13 protein-coding genes are annotated in these 17,393 nt (G+C 59.7%); 4 read left to right on the top strand and 9 right to left on the bottom strand.

Annotated features, from left to right (window positions below):
- Positions 1-11: 11 nt before the first annotated feature.
- The 8 genes from NQ495_RS10130 to NQ495_RS10095 all read right to left on the bottom strand — a co-directional run bounded on the left by NQ495_RS10130 (position 12) and on the right by NQ495_RS10095 (position 10,634).
- Positions 12-1,466 carry a UDP-N-acetylmuramoyl-L-alanyl-D-glutamate--2,6-diaminopimelate ligase gene (locus NQ495_RS10130; protein WP_040294127.1) on the bottom strand — a complete coding sequence of 485 codons (1,455 nt, stop codon included), beginning with the start codon at positions 1,464-1,466 and terminating at the stop codon, positions 12-14.
- A gap of 102 nt (positions 1,467-1,568) precedes the next feature.
- Positions 1,569-3,884 carry a cation:proton antiporter domain-containing protein gene (locus NQ495_RS10125; protein WP_009133136.1) on the bottom strand — a complete coding sequence of 772 codons (2,316 nt, stop codon included), beginning with the start codon at positions 3,882-3,884 and terminating at the stop codon, positions 1,569-1,571.
- Positions 3,885-4,477: 593 nt separating this feature from the next.
- Entirely contained in the window at positions 4,478-4,918 is a 441-nt protein-coding gene (locus NQ495_RS10120) for an acyl-CoA thioesterase (RefSeq protein ID WP_009133135.1), read from the bottom strand.
- Between the two features lie 61 nt (positions 4,919-4,979).
- The gene (locus NQ495_RS10115) at positions 4,980-5,525 is read right to left on the bottom strand and encodes a hypothetical protein (protein WP_009133134.1); all 546 of its coding nucleotides are present in this window, start codon (positions 5,523-5,525) and stop codon (positions 4,980-4,982) included.
- 116 nt (positions 5,526-5,641) lie between these two features.
- Positions 5,642-6,064, bottom strand: coding sequence for a hypothetical protein (locus tag NQ495_RS10110; RefSeq protein WP_009133133.1), 423 nt, complete (start codon positions 6,062-6,064; stop codon positions 5,642-5,644).
- Positions 6,065-6,373: 309 nt separating this feature from the next.
- Entirely contained in the window at positions 6,374-8,587 is a 2,214-nt protein-coding gene (locus NQ495_RS10105) for a penicillin-binding protein (protein WP_009133132.1), read from the bottom strand.
- Between the two features lie 3 nt (positions 8,588-8,590).
- Positions 8,591-9,115, bottom strand: a complete 525-nt coding sequence (locus tag NQ495_RS10100; RefSeq protein ID WP_009133131.1) for an FtsL-like putative cell division protein — start codon at positions 9,113-9,115, stop codon at positions 8,591-8,593.
- A gap of 1,276 nt (positions 9,116-10,391) precedes the next feature.
- The gene (locus NQ495_RS10095; RefSeq protein ID WP_083818306.1) at positions 10,392-10,634 is read right to left on the bottom strand and encodes a hypothetical protein; all 243 of its coding nucleotides are present in this window, start codon (positions 10,632-10,634) and stop codon (positions 10,392-10,394) included.
- A gap of 568 nt (positions 10,635-11,202) precedes the next feature.
- Between NQ495_RS10095 and NQ495_RS10090 the strand changes: the two genes are divergently transcribed.
- From NQ495_RS10090 to NQ495_RS10080, 3 genes are read left to right on the top strand one after another with little or no spacing between them, the layout of a single operon-like run.
- Entirely contained in the window at positions 11,203-11,874 is a 672-nt protein-coding gene (locus NQ495_RS10090) for a DUF3575 domain-containing protein (RefSeq protein WP_326929428.1), read from the top strand.
- Complete coding sequence (locus NQ495_RS10085) at positions 11,871-12,992, top strand: DUF5119 domain-containing protein (RefSeq protein WP_009133128.1); 1,122 nt, start codon at positions 11,871-11,873, stop codon at positions 12,990-12,992. The genes NQ495_RS10090 and NQ495_RS10085 overlap by 4 nt, the downstream gene beginning before the upstream one ends.
- Before the next feature lie 35 nt (positions 12,993-13,027).
- Positions 13,028-14,038, top strand: a complete 1,011-nt coding sequence (locus NQ495_RS10080) for a fimbrillin family protein (protein WP_009133127.1) — start codon at positions 13,028-13,030, stop codon at positions 14,036-14,038.
- A gap of 206 nt (positions 14,039-14,244) precedes the next feature.
- On the opposite strand, the gene dusB is transcribed toward NQ495_RS10080, so the two are convergent.
- Positions 14,245-15,267 carry a tRNA dihydrouridine synthase DusB gene (dusB, locus tag NQ495_RS10075; protein WP_009133126.1) on the bottom strand — a complete coding sequence of 341 codons (1,023 nt, stop codon included), beginning with the start codon at positions 15,265-15,267 and terminating at the stop codon, positions 14,245-14,247.
- Positions 15,268-15,490: 223 nt separating this feature from the next.
- Here dusB and argS point away from each other — a divergent pair, with 223 nt between their 5' ends.
- Positions 15,491-17,272 (top strand): arginine--tRNA ligase, encoded by a 1,782-nt coding sequence (argS, locus tag NQ495_RS10070; RefSeq protein WP_040294309.1) that lies wholly within the window; start codon positions 15,491-15,493, stop codon positions 17,270-17,272.
- Positions 17,273-17,393: the final 121 nt, after the last annotated feature.

The raw sequence follows: 17,393 nt of genomic DNA, 5'->3' as shown, positions 1-17,393 counted from the left end.
CGGTCATGCCCTCAAAACACCGTCCCGAACGCCGCGCGCACCTCCTCCCGGTCGTCGAAGTGGTGCTTCACGCCGCCGACGTCCTGGTAGGTTTCGTGTCCTTTGCCGGCCACGAGGATAATATCGCCCGGACGGGCCAGCGCAACAGCCGCTTTGATCGCCTCGCGGCGGTCCGTAATCGCCAGGTAGCGCGCACCGGGCTCCAACCCGGACTTCATCTGCTCGATAATCGCCCCCGGTTCCTCCAGCCGCGGATTGTCGGAAGTCAGTACGGCCATATCGCTGCCGTCGACGGCGATTTTGGCCATCTCGGGTCGCTTGGTCGCGTCGCGGTTACCGCCGCACCCCACGACCACGTATAATCTCTGGTCCTTCTTGCGGATTTCATTGATCGTGCCGATCACGTTCTGCAACGCATCGGGCGTATGGGCGTAATCGACGATCGCGGTGACCCCCTCCTTTGAATGGATCGGCTCGAAACGTCCGTCCACCGAGGTCAGGTCACTGAGGATACGCAGCACTTCGTCCCGCCGGGCGTCCAAAAGCAGAGCCGTCGCATAAACGCTCGTGAGGTTATAGGCGTTGAAGCGGCCGAGGAATTTAACCCACACCTCGCTGCCGTCGAGATTCAGCAGCATACCGTCCAGCAGCGTCTCGACAATGCGGCACCGGAAGTCGGCGAACGATTGCAGCGCGTAGGTCTTGACGGTCGCTTTCGTATTTTGCACCATCACCATTCCGTTGCGGTCGTCGGCGTTTGTCAGCGCGAAAGCCCCGGCGGGCAGTCCGTCGAAAAAGAGCTTCTTGGCCCGGATATATTCGGCGAATGTCTTGTGGTAATCGAGGTGGTCGTGCGTGATGTTGCTGAAGATTCCGCCCACGAAGGCCAGCCCCGCCGTGCGGTGCTGCACCAGCGAGTGCGAGCTCACCTCCATGAAACAGTAGTCGCAGCCCGCTTCGACCATTTCGGCCATCATCGCGTTGAGCCGGATGCTGTCGGGAGTGGTATGCGTAGAAGGGATCTCGCGGTCGTCCACGCAGTAGACCACGGTCGAGATCAGCCCGGCTTTATAGCCCAACCTGCGGAACATGCGGTAGAGCAGCGTCGCGGTAGTGGTTTTGCCGTTCGTCCCGGTCACGCCCACCAGCTTCAACCGGCGGCTCGGATGCCCGTAAAAAGCCGACGCGACCTGCCCCAGCGCAACGGTCGAATCGGGCACCTGTACGAAAGTCACCCCGGCGGGCCGTTCGGCGGGCAGCTCCTCGCACACCACGGCCGCCGCCCCGGCTGCGACCGCGGCAGGAATATAGGCATGGCCGTCGGCCTGCGTGCCCCGCGTAGCGAAAAAGAGCGTACCCGGCACCACCTTCCTCGAATCGAACTCGAGGCGGCCGACCGCGACGGTCCCGTCACCCACGAGCGAGCGCACCTCGACGCCCTGCAACAATTTATCTAACATCCGCATACAAAATTTGCAATATACAAATATAGGCTTTTGCACAATACCGTCCCGTCCGGCCCCGGGCAATTAGCTGACATCTTATTGACACTTTCCGACCGCGTCCCTTTAACGGCTCCGCCCGGTAAGCCACAGCCACAGCCGCGCGCCGATCCGCATCAGGAGTCCGTGACCGGCGCCTTTTCCCGGGTCCTTCCGAACCGGAAGCGCATCGCTGCCGAGCAGTTTGCGCAGGGGTTCCCGGGTACCCGCCACCCACACCAGGTCGTAGGGACGGAAACGGACCAGCCCCAGCGGCTCGACGAAAGTCCCGTCCTGCCGTTCGATCCCGATCACGATCCCCTCGCCGCCGCACATCACGACGAACTGCGAGACGGTCATCCCCACCAGCACCGAAGAAGGACTTACCGAAAACTGCCGCATCACCACTTCGTCCACTCCGGAAGTAGGTGCAGCGGGTTCGACCTCCACTTCGGCGGCAAAACGCTTCAGTTCGGCATCCGTACCCACCACCGCAATCCGGTCGGCCGGCAGCAGGATATCGTCCGAATGGGGAATGTTGATCTTACGGCTGCCGCGCTGGATCGACACGATGGTGATGCCCCTGCGCGTGCGCAGGTCGAGCGTCCGCAGGCTCTTGCCGACGAAACGGCTGTCGGCCGAAACGGTAAGCCGTGCCAGGTGCAGGAACTTCGTGCGCTTGTCCAGCACCGTGATCTTATCGCGGTCAACCGCATGTAGGTTCGCGTAGAAACGCCTTTCGAAATGGAGAAAATTATGTTTGATCCGTTTCCAGAAGACCGCTATCGAAAGCAGGATCAGCAGGAAACCGATGATCGTCCCCCAGCGGTACGAATAAAGATGCACAAGTACCGCCATCACGAATGCGGCCGAAAGGAAGAACCTCAGCAGCATCAGCCCGACGAGCAGGCCGTGGTTGAAACGCGGATCTTTCCACAGCGCCGCGAACAACTTGCGGTTCAAATGTCTCAGCGCCAGTGCCCACAGCAGCGGCGCCATCGCCAGGATCGTCGTCGTGGTCGAGAGGATATTCCCCCAGAATCCCGGGACCCACTCCTCGACCCACGGCATATAGTAGGTCACGGCCACCCACACCAACCCTCCCAGCAGGATGCTGTAAAACGATATGCTGAGCAGCGAGCGCTTGAGCAGCTGCCGCCATGCGCTCTGGTTCTCGGCGCTCTGCGACGCCGCACTGTACCGGGCGAGAAACATCTTGAACCTCCGAGGCAAATGCCCCTCGAGCCAGCGGTAGGCAGGCTCGCTCTGCTTAATTACGAAAGGCGTTGTGAAGGTGGTAATCACCGAAACGGCCACCGCCACCGGATAGAGGAACGAACTGGTCACACCGAGCGTAAGCCCGAGCGCCGCGATAATAAAGGCGAACTCTCCGATCTGCGCGAGCGAAAAAGAGGATTGCAGCGACAAGCGCAAATCCTGTCCCGAAATCAGGAAACCGATCGTCCCGTAAAAAATCTGCCCTGCAATCACCACGAGGGTAAGCAACAGGATCGGTCCCATATACTGCCACAGCAGCGGAGGTTCGACCAGCATGCCGACCGACACGAAAAAAACCGCCCCAAAGAGGTCTTTGACCGGCGCCATCACTTTTTCGATCGCTTTGGCTTCGGAGGTCCCGGCCAGTACCGAGCCCATTACGAACGCGCCGAGGGCCGACGAAAAGCCGACCGAATTGGCCAGCACGACCATACCGAGGCACAGGCCCAGCGAAATGACCAGCAACGTCTCGGCATTGAGCAACCGCCGTACGCGCCGCAACAGCGACGGGATCAGGTAAATCGCCACAACGAACCACGAAACGAGGAAAAAGAGCAGTTTGAACAACCGTCCTGCAATATCTGCCTCTTCGACGTTCTTCTGCATGTAAAGGGTCGAAAACAGCACGAGCAGCACCACGGCGAACAGGTCTTCGACGATCAGTACGCCGAACACCTGCCCGGTAAATTTGCGGTTACGCAGGCCCAGGTCGTCGAACGCCTTGATGATGATCGTGGTCGAGGACATGGACAGCATGCCGCCGAGGAAAATACTGTCGGTCGTGGTCCAGTGCAGCATGCGTCCGGCCATAAAGCCGGTGCACATCATCCCGGCGATGATCACCATCGCCGTCATCAGCGCGGGGCCGCCCACCTCCATCAATTTGTTGAAGCTGAACTCGAGCCCGAGCGAAAAGAGCAGGAAGATGATGCCGATCTCGGCCCAGATATTCACGTTATCCACGTTCGACACCCCTTCGAGCAGGAAATTCCCGCTGCAAAGGAATCCGGCGACGATGTAGCCCAGCACGACCGGCTGTTTCAGTTTTTTGAACAGCAGTGTGATGATACCCGCCACGCCCAGAATCAGCGCGAGGTCGGAAATCAGCGGATTAAGGTGTGCCATCTTTCGGATTCGGATTTGGAAGTCCGGGACATCCCCATGCGGAACAGGCTTTGCACAACCCCGGCCCTGCATACTGGCAAACGGGGGTGGAAAGCCGGCTGCACAAAAAAAAGAGCCCGGGTGCCTCGGAACTTCACTGCAAAAGTAGCCATTTCCGCGCAAAATGCACCGCCCCGTGACGAATAAATCGCCGCGATTTTCCGATGCTCCGTGCCATACCGTTTACCCCCGCCCGACGGCGTGCGGGACAAGTCGCCTTCCCCTCACAAACCTCCGCCGACACGACAAACGCACCCTATACAACGGACAGGACCGCAGCCCCGCAAACGAACCGAAAACAAACCACCAACGAACCGGGAACCACGAACCGCCCCGCCTGGCAATCGCCACTCGCTGCATACAAAAAGGGCCGGCACCTTCACGGCACCGGCCCTCGCTGAGAAATACTTTTACTAACCTTAAATTTTTATAATTCAAACTTAAAACACGATAATCGTACTCAATCGGATATCCTCTAAATAATATAAAATAAATTTATTCAATAGATTATTAAACAGACTCTTCCATACCGATATTCGATAAATTCTTCGGCATCACGCTTTTTTCCTGCGTGCCAGCAACTCTTTGGCGGCGAGGTTCAGTTCGATCTCCTCGGGCGTCTCGGGACTGGCCGACAATCCGTGCGGACAGGCGTGCGTATGCTCGTCCACATGGCAGAACGTGATGAACCCGTCGGAATAGATACGATCGGGGGTCTTGCTCTCGAACGATTTGACGTAAACGACAATCGTGCTGCGTCCCGTCGCAACGATGCGGCTCTCGAAGGTAAGCACACTGCCGAGCGTCACCGGGTGCAGGAACTCCATTCCATGAATTTTGAGACAAACCACCGTTCGCGGGTCAAGTTTCGCCGCCACGGCGATAAAACCCGACTCCACAAACCACTCCGCACACCTGCCGGCGAAGAGCGTCCCGTGGTGGTTCAGGTCTTCGCTCTTGATCAGGCGGCAGGTTTTCAATGCTTCCAATGCCATTTTAATTCGTATTATTGCTTAGTTATCGGTAAAGGAGCCGCCTCCCGCGGTCCCGCAGTTTTCAGGCCGAAACGGCTACGTTTTTGGCGGCTGTCTGCGGTTCTTTAACGGCAGCCTGCGAAAACCGCGCCACATCGGTCACGGCGACGAATTCGTGCGGTACGTACTCCTGCACCTGAGCCAGTGTGCAGGAACCGCTGGGAGTAGTGTAAATCATCAGCAGCACATTGGAGCTGTGGCCGTGCGGGATCCGCTCGATTTTTTCCATGTCTCCGGCCTGGAAAGCCGCCAGCAGCGCCTGTCGGTCCTGCGCCTCGAAAAAGAGCTCCTTGCGGGTCAGCGTCTCACCGGTAGGCCCGTAAACGGGTTTCTTGCCGGTGAAGGCCATCACCAGCCGGATCAGTCCGAGCAGCGCCACGACGCCGCCCACCAGCATCAGCGATGCGGAAAGGTTCTTGCTGTCTTCCAGTGCAGGAGCGTTCAGGCTCCAAATAGACAGACCGATACCGGCTGCGACTACAACGAGGGGGAAAACGGGGTTTTTCTTGCGGGCTACGACACCGTCCTGGTGATAAAGGACATCTGTCAACAAATGGTAATTGCTCATAATTTAAAATCATCGTTAAATTCGACATAAGAATTAGTTGCGCTCCCCTCGTTCAAAGGGAGCGGCGGCAGGGCCGGCACGAACATGCCGGGGCCGGAAACCGATTCAAATGCGGGCTAAACGATGATTTTGCGCAGGGCAAAGATGTAATACCCCGACGCATCGAGCGATGAACGAAAGAGGGTGCAGAACTGTTCCTGCACACGATATTGCAACATGGGGGCCGGGGTGTTCCGCAGCATGGCGGGCATCGCTCCGGTCAGGAAGTCGAGGCGGGGATCGAGCCTGAATACCGGTGTCAGGACACGCGAACCGTTCACGCCCTGTGCGGCAGGCAGGTTATCGCTGCGCAGCGAGTCGTGGATAAACTGGCGCATCGCCGCACCCTGCGTATCCAGCGAGCAGACCAGCTCGGCGGCAGTGCGCGGGGAACCGCTGTCATGCGGCAATCGCTGCGGCACCTCCGCCCCCGAAAGGCTCAACGCGCCGAACAGGCAGCACACCCACAAAGCGATATGTCCCAGTAACCGTTTCATCATCGATCCGTAAGCCGTCAAAAACCGTACCCGGAGAGCACTCCGTCGCACGTTTTTCCGGCAGGTGTACAAAGATAAAGCTTTCCGGGCAAAATTCCCGGAACGACGCCCCGCCCCGCCGTTAAGTTAATGTTAAGTTTTCGGGAGCGACCCGATTCCAAGTATTTTAGCCACACGCAATCCATCCCGTTTTTGTGCAGCCACCTCCCCGTTTCACCCGGACGCAAAACACAGGGCATACACACAGGAAGGGAAACCATCCAAAATGGACAGACCCAGGACGAACAAGCGATACAAGGCAGGCTGGTCGCGCTACCGCTCAGGCCCGGCGGACGCATCGGATTTCACGGCCCGGGGGCGCACCTCGGGCCGCCCGGCCCCCAGCTGCAACACCACCAGCGCGCCCCGCTGCGCGGGAGCGCCCGCGGGAATGGACTGGCTCCGGACACAGCCCGTGCCGCTGAACGCGACGCGCAGCCCCTCGCGCTCGAGCAGGTAGATCGCCTCTTTGATCCCCATGCCGACCACCTGGGGCACGGCTCCGGACGGCTCCCCGGAGAGGGGCGCCAGTTCCATTCCGGTCGAATCGGCTTTCGCAAGGCACTGCCACTGCACGCCCCGTTCCGGTGTATAGGGCACGTCGAACCGGCGCGCCACGCGGCGCACCTCGTCGGCCCGGCCGCTTTTGAGCGCCGGAACTCCGTCCGCCTTATCGCTCCGCTCCGACAGCGGCGTCTGCCACGACGTGTTGCGGGCGTAAACGCGGTCGGCAATCGCACGGAACACCGGCCCGGCCAGCGATGCGCCGTAATAGGTGCCGCGGCGGCCCGGCCCGTTGTAGGTCTTGATCGCGACAATACAACTGTAGCGGGGCTTGTCGGCCGGGAAATACCCCACCAGCGTGGCCAGGTAGTGCCGGCCGCCGAAACGGTCAGTATAACCGTGCCGGCCCATCGCGATCTGCGCGGTTCCGGTCTTGCCCGCCACCGAATAATAGGGATTCTTGAGCCCGCGCGCGGTACCGTCGTTCACCACTCCGCGCAGCGCCTCCTGCACCTGCGCGATCACCTTGGGCGAACCGATCGAAGGGACCATCACCTCGGGCGGGAAGGTGCGCAGCGTCTGGCCGTACTGTTTGAGCTCCTTGACGAACATCGGGCGCACCATCTTGCCGTCGTTGGCCACCGCGTTGTAAAAGCTGAGCGTTTTGAGCGGCGTCAGCCGCAGCGCATACCCGTAGGACATCATCGTAAGGGTCACGCCGCTCCACGAAGCGTCGCCCGGCCGGAAAATAACCGGGTCCGCCCCGCCGGGAATCTGCAAATCGAGCGGCATACCGAGCCCCATTTTATAAAGGTGATCGACAAAACGCCGGGGGTTCTCTTTATAATATTTGTTCACGGCCAGCGCGAAACCCACGTTCGACGAGTGTTCGAACACCTCGCGCAGGGTCACGTCTCCGCACGCGTGCGAATCGACCACCCGCGCCCGGCCGATCATCATCCGCCCGTCGCCCGTGTCGTAATGCTCCTCGAGGCTCGCGCCCGCATCGTCGAGCAGCGTCATCAGCGACGCCAGTTTAAACGTGGAACCCGGTTCGAGGTTCATGCCGACGGCATAATTGAAATCCTCGACAAACTTACCCTCCCCCTTGCGCGTCAGGTTCGTGATCGCACGTATCTCGCCGGTGGAAACCTCCATCAGCACGGCCGTACCCCAGTCGGCATCACCCAGCTCCAACTGTTTGCGCAGCGCGTTTTCGGCCACGTCCTGCACGTCGATATCGAGCGTCGTCACCACGTCGATCCCGTCCACCGGCGCCACGCTCAGCGCGTCGGGCACAGGAATCTTGAAACTGCCCGAAATGCGCTGCATCAGCATATTGCCGTCGGTCCCGCGCAGCACGCTGTCGAACGCTCCCTCGACGCCCCATTTTCGTCCCGCCTCGTTGACGCGGCCGATCGTGCGCGAGGCCATCGGCCCGTTGGGCAGCAGTCGTTTGTTGATCTGCACGGGAATAAACCCGCCCCGGTTCTGGCCGAGCCTTAGGATCGGGAATTGGGATATTTGTTTGATTTCAAGGTGATTTACACGACGCGGAGCGATCTGCGTGAAACGATTCTTGCTCTTGTTGCTGTAAGCGCGGTTAAGCAGGATCAGGTAAGCGTTCTTGCTTTTGTCGCCGAAAAAGGTAGCCAGCGCCCCGGCCAGCGAATCGGCATATTTGCGGAACACCGAATCGGCGAGCCCCTGTGCCGCGAAATCCATCCGCACTTCGTACATCGGCACGGAGGTGGCCAGCAGCCGTCCGTCCCACGCGAGGACATCTCCGCGGTCGGCCTCTATGGCCACCCGTTCGTAGGAGATCCGCTCGCCCTTGCTGCGCAGGCTTTCGCCGCCGGGCCCGTATTGGATATATAGTATTTTGCCGGCAATGGCCACCCCCACCGCAAAAAAGAGGATGTAAAGCATCCGCACACGGTTCAGGATGCTCTTCTTGATATCGGGTTTGCGTGGCTCGGCCATGGGTTATTTGTCGATGATTTTGGGCGGGGTGAGCGACTCCTGGAGCGGAATTCCGCGCGCCTCGAGTTCCTTGATGATCTCGCTCTGGCGCGTCGCGGTCATCCGGATCGACGAGAGGGTGAGCGAACGCGAGCGCAGTTCTTTGATCTGTTCGGAAATCCGGTCGTGCCGGCGGTGCAGTTTCTGAATGTGGTAGCCGTTGGCGATATAGAGGAACATCAGCACCGCGATAAACAGCACGTAGGGATACATACGACGTACCTCGGCACGCGTGAGAATGTTACCCGACAGCACTTGCGCCACATTGCGTTCGACCCACGACGGCCGTTTCGGCCGCGGGGTTTCCGCGTCGCCGGAAACATTGTCCCGTCCGGAAGCCGGGATTTCGGATGCGTGTCCCCGCCCGTGCGATGCCATGCCTGACGCGCCCGAAACTCCGGAAGTGCCCGAAGTGCCTGGAACGCACCCATCCGCGGCTGCCGCTTCATGCCACTCCTCCGACACGCTATGTCTGCTCTTTTCGCTCATTGCTGGTGGTGGTATCCGGAGACAAAAATACACTATTTTTCGATACGAATCCCCCCCTGCGGCACATTTCCGGAGTTGTTTCTCTCCACGCGTCCCCGCCTGCCCGGACTTCGCTGTTTTCCAGGCGTTGCCCGTTTCTCTTCCGCGTCCGGCGGCGCTCTTTTACCCTTATATCCTGCCTCTTCTTCCTGTTTTCCCTATTTGTTAGTTAATACATCCTTCTGAATGCGGTTCTTCCCTTTTCTCCCCTTCAGCCTTTCCTTTCTCCTTCACTCCCCGCCCCTTCTGTTCATTTCCGATTCACGTCCTATTCATGTTTCGTCCGTTTCCAGTCCACGTGCATCCCGCCCCTGTCCTCTTTCTCCCCCACTCCTTCTCCTCCGCATTTTTACCTGCCCGCCACCGCTTCCGGCACACCGCGGCCGGCAGCATTCCAATACGCCGTACGGTCTCAAAAACCATTGTTTTTGTTTGCCATGTCGTTTTTTTAATTACCTTTGTTATTACCGGCACTAGGGTGCCGGGCCGTTACCTGGTCAAAAACTTAGGAAATTTTTCACCACGGGTAACAGGCACAGCGCTTCTGCTGAGGCTCACGCCTTGGCATGGTAAGTGCTGTGGCGGCACTGGGTTAGTGGCCATGCTCTAGGCGTGAGCTGCTGTGCTTGTCTCGTGGTGGGTTCCTAAGGCCTTTGACCGGATGGGTGGCAGCAGTCTCACGTCTTCTTTTTCCGGCCTCGCCTTTGAGGAAATGCTCCTTTTTCCTTCTACTCTTACGCCCTTCCTTTCCTTATTCTCTATTCTCCTTCTCTTTTTTCTTTCCCTTTCCCTTTCCATTTGCCTGTACGATCCGCAATGCAGCCCCCCCATTAGGGACTCATTTTCAGATTATTATCCCTCACACCCGTCGTCCATCCGTCGACGGGCACCTATTTTTGACACACTTAACGCATAATCTTCAAAGAAATATACCATCCAAAATAAACACTATCAATTTATTACATAAATGTTAGCGTAAAACAACCAATATAATCTTTCTAATCAGGGAAATACGAGTATTTTATTCTTGGTTATTTGACCCGAATAGGTTATTTTTACTACAACAAAAACGGGACGGGACTCCCCTGCCGGCCATCCGGAGATGATTCCGGAGACCCGATTCATGCCGCATAATACCCCAAAAAACAGGACTTTACAACTACCAACCAACTCGACATCGTTCTTTTCTGCTTACCGGCATAATACGAGCAGAAGATTGCGTAAGGTAGACTTTTTGTCACATTATATTCATATGAGGAGAGCTGCGCATATAGTATGGTTGCTGCTGGCCGTTCTGGTCCGGCAGTCCGGCCTGTGCGCCCTCCTGCCGGGCACCGTTCTCCCGCAAGCCGCCCTTGCGGCTCCTCCCGCCCCCCTTTCCGGAAACCGATCCGACACCGTACAGCATGTCGAACTCAGTTTCCGTTTCGACCGTTCGCTGCTCGACAGCGCCTACCGCGACAACTCCAGCGCATTGCATACGCTGCGAAACTGGCTCGGACCCTCCTGCTGCGCATCACGGATCGATTCGATCGGCATTTTTTCCTACTCTTCCATGGAAGGTTACGGCTGGCACAACGGACAGCTGGCGCGTGACCGGGGCCGGGCCGTCAAAGGTTACTTGGTCTGGAAATATCCGCACCTGAACCAGTACAGAATTTATATTCATCCGCAGGGCGAGGATTGGGCCGGTCTCCTTCGCCGGTTATCCGATATGCCGGATCTGCCTTCCCGCGACCAGATAGCAAATCTGTTCGACACAGGCCTGTCGGAAGAAGAGCTCAAAAACCGGTTCCGGATACTAATCGACAGCCAGTCGTACCGCTACCTGCAATCGACGCTTTTCCCGTCGCTGCGCAGGGCCATCGTGCGCATCTACTGGAAAGATTCCGTTCCGGACGTCCTGACCGCGGGAATCCAATCGGACGCCTTCTCCGCCGCCATCGCGGACGCTCCCGAAAAAGAGGTCATCTACACAGCGGAGGAAAAGCCTCCGTTACACGGGTCCGCAACCCCGCAGACGACAACCCCGCAACCGGCGCTCCCTCCTGTTCCGGCATCGCTCCCGGAAACGGCTCCCCCCGGCCTCTCCGTCCCGAACCGCCGGCCCCCCCTCAACGGCTTCTGCATCGTCCCCTTCCACACCCACTCACTTCGCATCCCTTTCACCGGTCGGACAAAACGACCGTCGCCAGCGGCAGGATTCCCCGCCCGCCCGCTGGGCAATCAAAACCAACCTTTTATATTGGGCGGCACTCGCCCCCAACCTCGAAGCCGAACTCGGCCTGGGCCACCGTTGGTCGGTAGGCCTCGAAGCGTTGTGCGCCTGGTGGTCGAACGAAAGAGCCCACCGCTACTACCAGCTGTTCGCCGCCGGCCCCGAGGTGCGGTTCCGCTTCGCCGGGCCCGGGCGTTTCCACGGCCATTACGTCGGCCTGTACGGCAGCGCGGGATTCTACGACCTCGAAAACCGGAAGACCGGCTACCAGGGGGATTTCTGGTCGGCGGGAATCACTTACGGCTACCAGCTTCCGGTAGGCCGCAGTTTCGGGGTCGAATTCGCCGTCGGCGCCGGCATGATCGGCTCCAGTTACAAAACTTACGAACCGCGGGACGGCCTCTATGTCTACCAACAGACCAAACGCATCCGATATACCGGGCTGACCAAAGCCCGTATCTCACTGCTGTGGCGTTTCGGCGGGAAAGGGGGACGGTTATGAATATCCGCAGGCCACATATCCTCCGCGCCGCCGCCGTCACCGCCGCCTGCCTCGCCGCCCTGTGCTGCAACGCCTGCCGCAAGACGCTCACCTACGATTACCGGGGCATCCCGGTACGCGTCTCTTTCGACTGGGAGGGCGTGGGCGCCAAACCCGAAGGCATGCGGGTGATCTTCTACCCGCTCGACCGCGAGGGCACTCCCTACGTCGACAATATCGCTCCGGACGGGGGCACCGTCGAACTGCCTTCGGGCCGTTACGCAGTAGTGATGTTCAACAACGACTCCGAGACGATCCTGATCGACGGCGAGAAGAGTTTCGGTACGATCCGGGCCTACACGCGCACGGTAACCACGGTCGACCCTTCCCTGGCGAACGTGGGATCGGGCGGCGGCCTGCTCGACGCACGCGCCGAAACGGCCGCCGGGATTCCGGTGGTGAACCGTCCGGACAAACTGTTCGGCGTGTCGATCGGCGAACTGTCCGTGGGCGGCGAAACCTCGCGCGGCAGCGAGCAGGCGTTGCGGGTCAAGCCCGCTGCGCTCGTCTCGCAATACTGCCTGTGCCAGCAGGTCGTCGGCGGCGAGTTCGTGCAGCGCGTCCGCGGCGCCGTCGCAGGCGTTCCCTGCTCGATCATGCTCGGCAGCCAGCGACCCGTGGCCGCGGCTTCGTACATCCCGGCCGACTGCGCCCGAACCGAAGGCAACGTGGTCACGGCCACCTTTACCTGCTTCGGCACCGCCGTCCTGCAGGAAGAGCCGAAACCGGTCACGATCACGCTCGAACTGACGCTACCGGACGCATCGCGGCAGGTAGCGCAGACCAACGTCACGCAGGTCGTGGCGCAGGCCGCACCGTCCGATCCGACGACCGATCCGCCCGCACCTACGCCGGTTCCCGACCAGATCGTCATCGAGTACACCCCGCCCGAAGGCGGAGGCGGTGTGGATGTCGGGGTCGGCGACTGGGGCGAGGAGATCGTTCCGCTCCCGCTGGGCACCCGCGCTGTGCCGGGCCGCCGTACGACAGTGGGCAGCCCCATAGGATACCGGCGCCGCACAACCACCCCCGAAGCACCGCGGACAGGCGAACTTACAACCAGAAAACCAACCAGTTAATCAATATTCATTAACCAACCAAACCCTTTTTATTTATGAAAAAACAAATGATGATGCTTCTTGCCATAGCAGCTATGGCAGGTTGTTCGAAGAGCGAAGTCGTGGATACCCCCAACGGCGACGGTAACACCCCGATCAAACTGAAAACCTTCGTGGGTAAATCGGTCAAAGCTACGGAAACGAAGACCGACAACCTGACAGCTTTCCAGATGACGGCTTACACCACCTCTGCCGCGTTCCCGGGTACGGCTTCGACCGATGAACCCACCCCTTTCATCGCATCGCAATTAGTATCGCGTACCGGCGAGAGCAGCCCTTACAGCTGGCCTTATACCGGCCCGCAGTACTGGCCGCAGGGCAAAAAGGTCTCCTTCTTCGCTTACGCGCCTGCCACCGATGTGACTTATGTCGCTCCCACGGGCGCAGGCTGGCCCGGCTTTACCTACACGGTAGCGGCAGAAGCATCCCAGGCGGACCTGGTCGTGGCGCAGCGCACCAGCCAGGACGCAACTTCGAACAACGGCAGCGTGGCGCTGAATTTCAACCACGCGCTCTCGCAAATCCTCTTCTCGGCCAAATGTGCAAACGCCGATTTTACCGCAGTGGTCAAGACGATCGAGCTGAGCGGTATCCAGAACGCGGGTACCTATACTTACGCAACCTCCGCCTCTGAAGGCACCGCCATCGAAGGCGCATGGAGCAGTGTCTCCGGTACCGCAAGCTACGCTTACCTGACGAACGGCACTGCAGCGATCGCCAAAACGACCAGCGATCCGATCGCGGGCACCAACGGCGCACTGATGCTGATGCCGCAGGCGCTCACGGGCGCGAAACTCAAGGTGGTTTATTCTGTTACCCTCGGCACCGGCGAAACCGCGCAGACTTTCGACGTGACCAAAGAAAATGTGGAACTCAAAGGAACCTGGGCTCCGGGCATGAAGTACACCTACGACCTGACCCTTGTTTCGGATGCTAAGCAGATTACGCTCGATCCGAGTGTCAAACCTTGGACCGAAGGTACAATCACCGATCAGCCCTCCCTGTAACAACCTGACGATGCCCCGTACAGCGGCTCCGCCGCGGCCATCGGCCCGGCAAACCTAAATAAGGCGACCGAAGTACGGGACATACGAACAGCAGCGAGGCGGCCGATCATGGCCGCCTCGTTTTTTCTGCCTTATCGCTTCGTCGCCTCTTTCGCTGCCGCTCCGGGACGTACGACGCCGGAACCTTGCACGGGTTCGCCCGCTACTCACACGTTGTGCGAAAGCGGTTGCGGCACGATCTCCGACGCGTCGAAGTCGCCCCACGTCTCGGCCACATAGTCGAGCGTCGCGCGGATTTCGTCCGGATCGAACAGCGTCACCAGCTTCAGCCGCGTCGCCTTGAAATCGGGCAGTCCTTTGAAATAACACGACAAGTGGCGGCGCATCTCCAGCACGCCCCCCTTTTCCCCTTTGAATTCCAGCGACTTGTCCAGGTGCAGTTTCGCCAGCTCGACCCGCTCGCGCACCGAGGGCTGTGGCATAAGCCGACCTGTGGTCAAGTAATGACGTATTTCAGTAAAGATCCACGGACGGCCGTAGGTGGCCCGCCCGATCATCACGCCGTCCACGCCGTAGCGGTCGAACGCCCCGGCGGCCTGTTGCGGCGAACCGATGTCGCCGTTGCCGATGACGGGAATCGTCATGCGCGGATTGCGCTTCACCTCGCCGATCAGCGTCCAGTCCGCCTCGCCGCGGTACATCTGCGCCCGGGTGCGGCCGTGGATCGTCAGCGCCGCAATGCCCACGTCCTGCAACCGCTCGGCGATCTCGACGATATTCTTCGAATCGTCGTCCCACCCCAGCCGCGTCTTGACCGTCACGGGCAGTTTCACCGCCCCGACGATCCGGCGCGTCATCTCGACCATCTTCGGCACGTCGCGCATCATGCCGCTGCCCGCCCCGCGCCCGGCGATCTTGCGCACCGGACAGCCGAAATTGATGTCGATCAGGTCGGGTCCGGCCGCTTCGGCCATGCGCGCGGCCTCGACCATCGGTTCGATCTCGTGGCCGTACAGCTGGATGCCCACCGGCCGTTCGTAGTCGAAGATGTTGAGTTTGGCGAGCGCCTTCGACGCGTCGCGGATCAACCCGTCGCTGGGGATAAACTCGGTATAGACCATATCGGCCCCGTACCGCTTGCACATGAAGCGGAACGAAGGGTCGGTCACATCCTCCATCGGAGCCAGAAAGAGCGGCTTCTCGCCGAGGTCGATCGTTGCTATTTTCACAGGTTCGGATATTAAATTTCAGGTTACATGCGGATATGCACCCATACCTTCCGGCAGCGCCGGGATGTTTTACAGTTTTCCCGGAGTTATCCGGGCCGCCCGGACCGTACGCCTGCTTCATCCGCCTCCTTTTGCCGGTACGGGCAGGCAAAAAACGTACGACGCGATGCGCTTCCGCGCAAAAATAGCTATCTTTGACGACAAAATCGCAACCGTATCACCCATGAACATTGAAAATTTCCTGCAACAGCAGGCGGCCGACACCATCGCCGCACTATACGGGCCGGCCGATCCGGCCGCCGTCCAGATCCAGAAAACCCGCAAGGAATTCGAGGGCGACTACACGCTCGTGGTCTTCCCGCTGCTGAAACTCAGCCGCAAAAAACCCGAAGAAACCGCCACGGAGATCGGCGAAGCGCTGGTGAAAAACGTTCCCGAAATCAAAGGCTATAACGTCATCAAGGGCTTCCTGAACCTCTCGTTGAGCAACGCGTTCTGGGGCGAAAGGCTCGCCGAGGTGGTGGCCGACGCCGATTTCGGCAAAGGCTCCCCCACCGGCAAAACGGTGATGGTCGAATATTCGTCGCCCAACACCAACAAGCCGCTGCACCTAGGCCACATCCGCAACAACCTGCTCGGATACTCGGTCGCGCAGATACTCTCCGAAGCGGGCAACAAAGTGATCAAGGCGAACCTCGTCAACGACCGCGGCATCCACATCTGCAAGTCGATGCTGGCCTGGCAGCTGTTCGGTAACGGCGAGACCCCGGCCTCGTCGGGAATGAAGGGCGACCACCTCGTGGGCAAATACTACGTCGCTTTCGACAAAGCCTACAAACAACAAATCAAAGAGTTAACGGCCAAAGGCATAAGCGAGGACGACGCGAAAAAAGAGGCCCCGATCATGCAGCAGGCCCAGGAGATGCTGCGCAAGTGGGAAGCCAAAGACCCGGAAGTCTACAAGCTGTGGGAGACGATGAACGGCTGGGTATACGAGGGTTTCGACAAGACCTACGAAGCGATGGGGGTCGACTTCGACAAGGTATACTACGAATCGCAGACCTACCTGCTGGGCAAGTCGCTCGTCGAAGAGGGGCTCGCCAAGGGCGTCTTCTTCCGCAAGGAGGACAACTCGGTCTGGATCGACCTGGCCGAAGACGGCCTCGACCAGAAACTGCTGCTGCGGGGCGACGGCACGTCGGTCTACATGACCCAGGACCTCGGCACCGCTTTCACACGTTTCAAGGAGGAGCGCCTCGACGCGATGATCTACGTCGTGGGTAACGAACAGAATTACCATTTTCAGGTGCTGAAACTGATCCTCGGCAAGCTGGGCTACCCGTGGGCCGACCAGATCACGCACCTCTCGTACGGGATGGTCGAACTACCCGAAGGCAAGATGAAATCGCGTGAAGGAACGGTGGTGGACGCCGACGACCTGATCGGCGAGATGGTCTCCACGGCCCGCGAAATGTCGCAGGAGCTGGGCAAGCTCGACGGCCTGAGCGAACGGGAAATCTCCGACATCTGCCACATGGTGGGCCTCGGCGCACTGAAATATTTTATTTTGAAGGTCGATCCGCGCAAGACGATGCTCTTCGACCCGCGCGAGTCGATCGACTTCAACGGCAACACCGGCCCCTTTATCCAATACACCCACGCGCGGATCAAGTCCGTGCTGCGCAAAGCCGCCGCACAGGGCATCGCCCCCGCCGGGCAGGTCGACGGCTCGCTGCTCGTTCCCGAGGAGGTGGCGCTGATCGGCATGCTGACCGACTACCCCGCGACGGTAACCGCCGCCGCCGATAATTTCGCCCCGTCGATCATCGCGAACTACGCGTTCGAATTGGCCAAAAGCTACAACAGCTACTACCACGACTTCCCGGTGATCCGCGAAAGCGACCCGGCCAAGCAGGCGCTGCGCCTGACGCTGGCCGCGACGGTAGCCCGCACGCTCTCCGCATCGATGCGCCTGCTGGGCATCGGCGTACCGGAAAGAATGTAGCATACCGGCAGCGGGCTCCCGGCGGCACGACCGCACAGCGGCGAAACGCGAATGCTCCCGGCACCGCTGCCCGAGCCGCAGCCGAGAGCCCCCGGATCGGGCCGCCACGCAAACCGAACAC

It is taken from the genome of Alistipes indistinctus YIT 12060 (assembly GCF_025144995.1).
Classification (GTDB): Bacteria; Bacteroidota; Bacteroidia; order Bacteroidales; family Rikenellaceae; genus Alistipes_A; species Alistipes_A indistinctus.
The sequence above is the reverse complement of the archived record's forward strand: the minus strand, read 5'-3'. Positions and strand labels throughout refer to the sequence as shown.

What these genes read in the sequence shown, in the direction of transcription:
- NQ495_RS10080 (WP_009133127.1), top strand. Translation starts at nt 13,028, where the DNA reads ATGAAAAAACAAATGATGATGCTTCTTGCCATAGCAGCTATGGCAGGT.
- NQ495_RS10130 (WP_040294127.1), bottom strand. Translation starts at nt 1,466, where the DNA reads ATGCGGATGTTAGATAAATTGTTGCAGGGCGTCGAGGTGCGCTCGCTC.
- NQ495_RS10115 (WP_009133134.1), bottom strand. Translation starts at nt 5,525, where the DNA reads ATGAGCAATTACCATTTGTTGACAGATGTCCTTTATCACCAGGACGGT.
- NQ495_RS10105 (WP_009133132.1), bottom strand. Translation starts at nt 8,587, where the DNA reads ATGGCCGAGCCACGCAAACCCGATATCAAGAAGAGCATCCTGAACCGT.
- NQ495_RS10100 (WP_009133131.1), bottom strand. Translation starts at nt 9,115, where the DNA reads ATGAGCGAAAAGAGCAGACATAGCGTGTCGGAGGAGTGGCATGAAGCG.
- NQ495_RS10085 (WP_009133128.1), top strand. Translation starts at nt 11,871, where the DNA reads ATGAATATCCGCAGGCCACATATCCTCCGCGCCGCCGCCGTCACCGCC.
- NQ495_RS10110 (WP_009133133.1), bottom strand. Translation starts at nt 6,064, where the DNA reads ATGATGAAACGGTTACTGGGACATATCGCTTTGTGGGTGTGCTGCCTG.
- argS (WP_040294309.1), top strand. Translation starts at nt 15,491, where the DNA reads ATGAACATTGAAAATTTCCTGCAACAGCAGGCGGCCGACACCATCGCC.
- NQ495_RS10095 (WP_083818306.1), bottom strand. Translation starts at nt 10,634, where the DNA reads ATGCAATGCGCTGGAGTTGTCGCGGTAGGCGCTGTCGAGCAGCGAACG.
- NQ495_RS10120 (WP_009133135.1), bottom strand. Translation starts at nt 4,918, where the DNA reads ATGGCATTGGAAGCATTGAAAACCTGCCGCCTGATCAAGAGCGAAGAC.
- NQ495_RS10125 (WP_009133136.1), bottom strand. Translation starts at nt 3,884, where the DNA reads ATGGCACACCTTAATCCGCTGATTTCCGACCTCGCGCTGATTCTGGGC.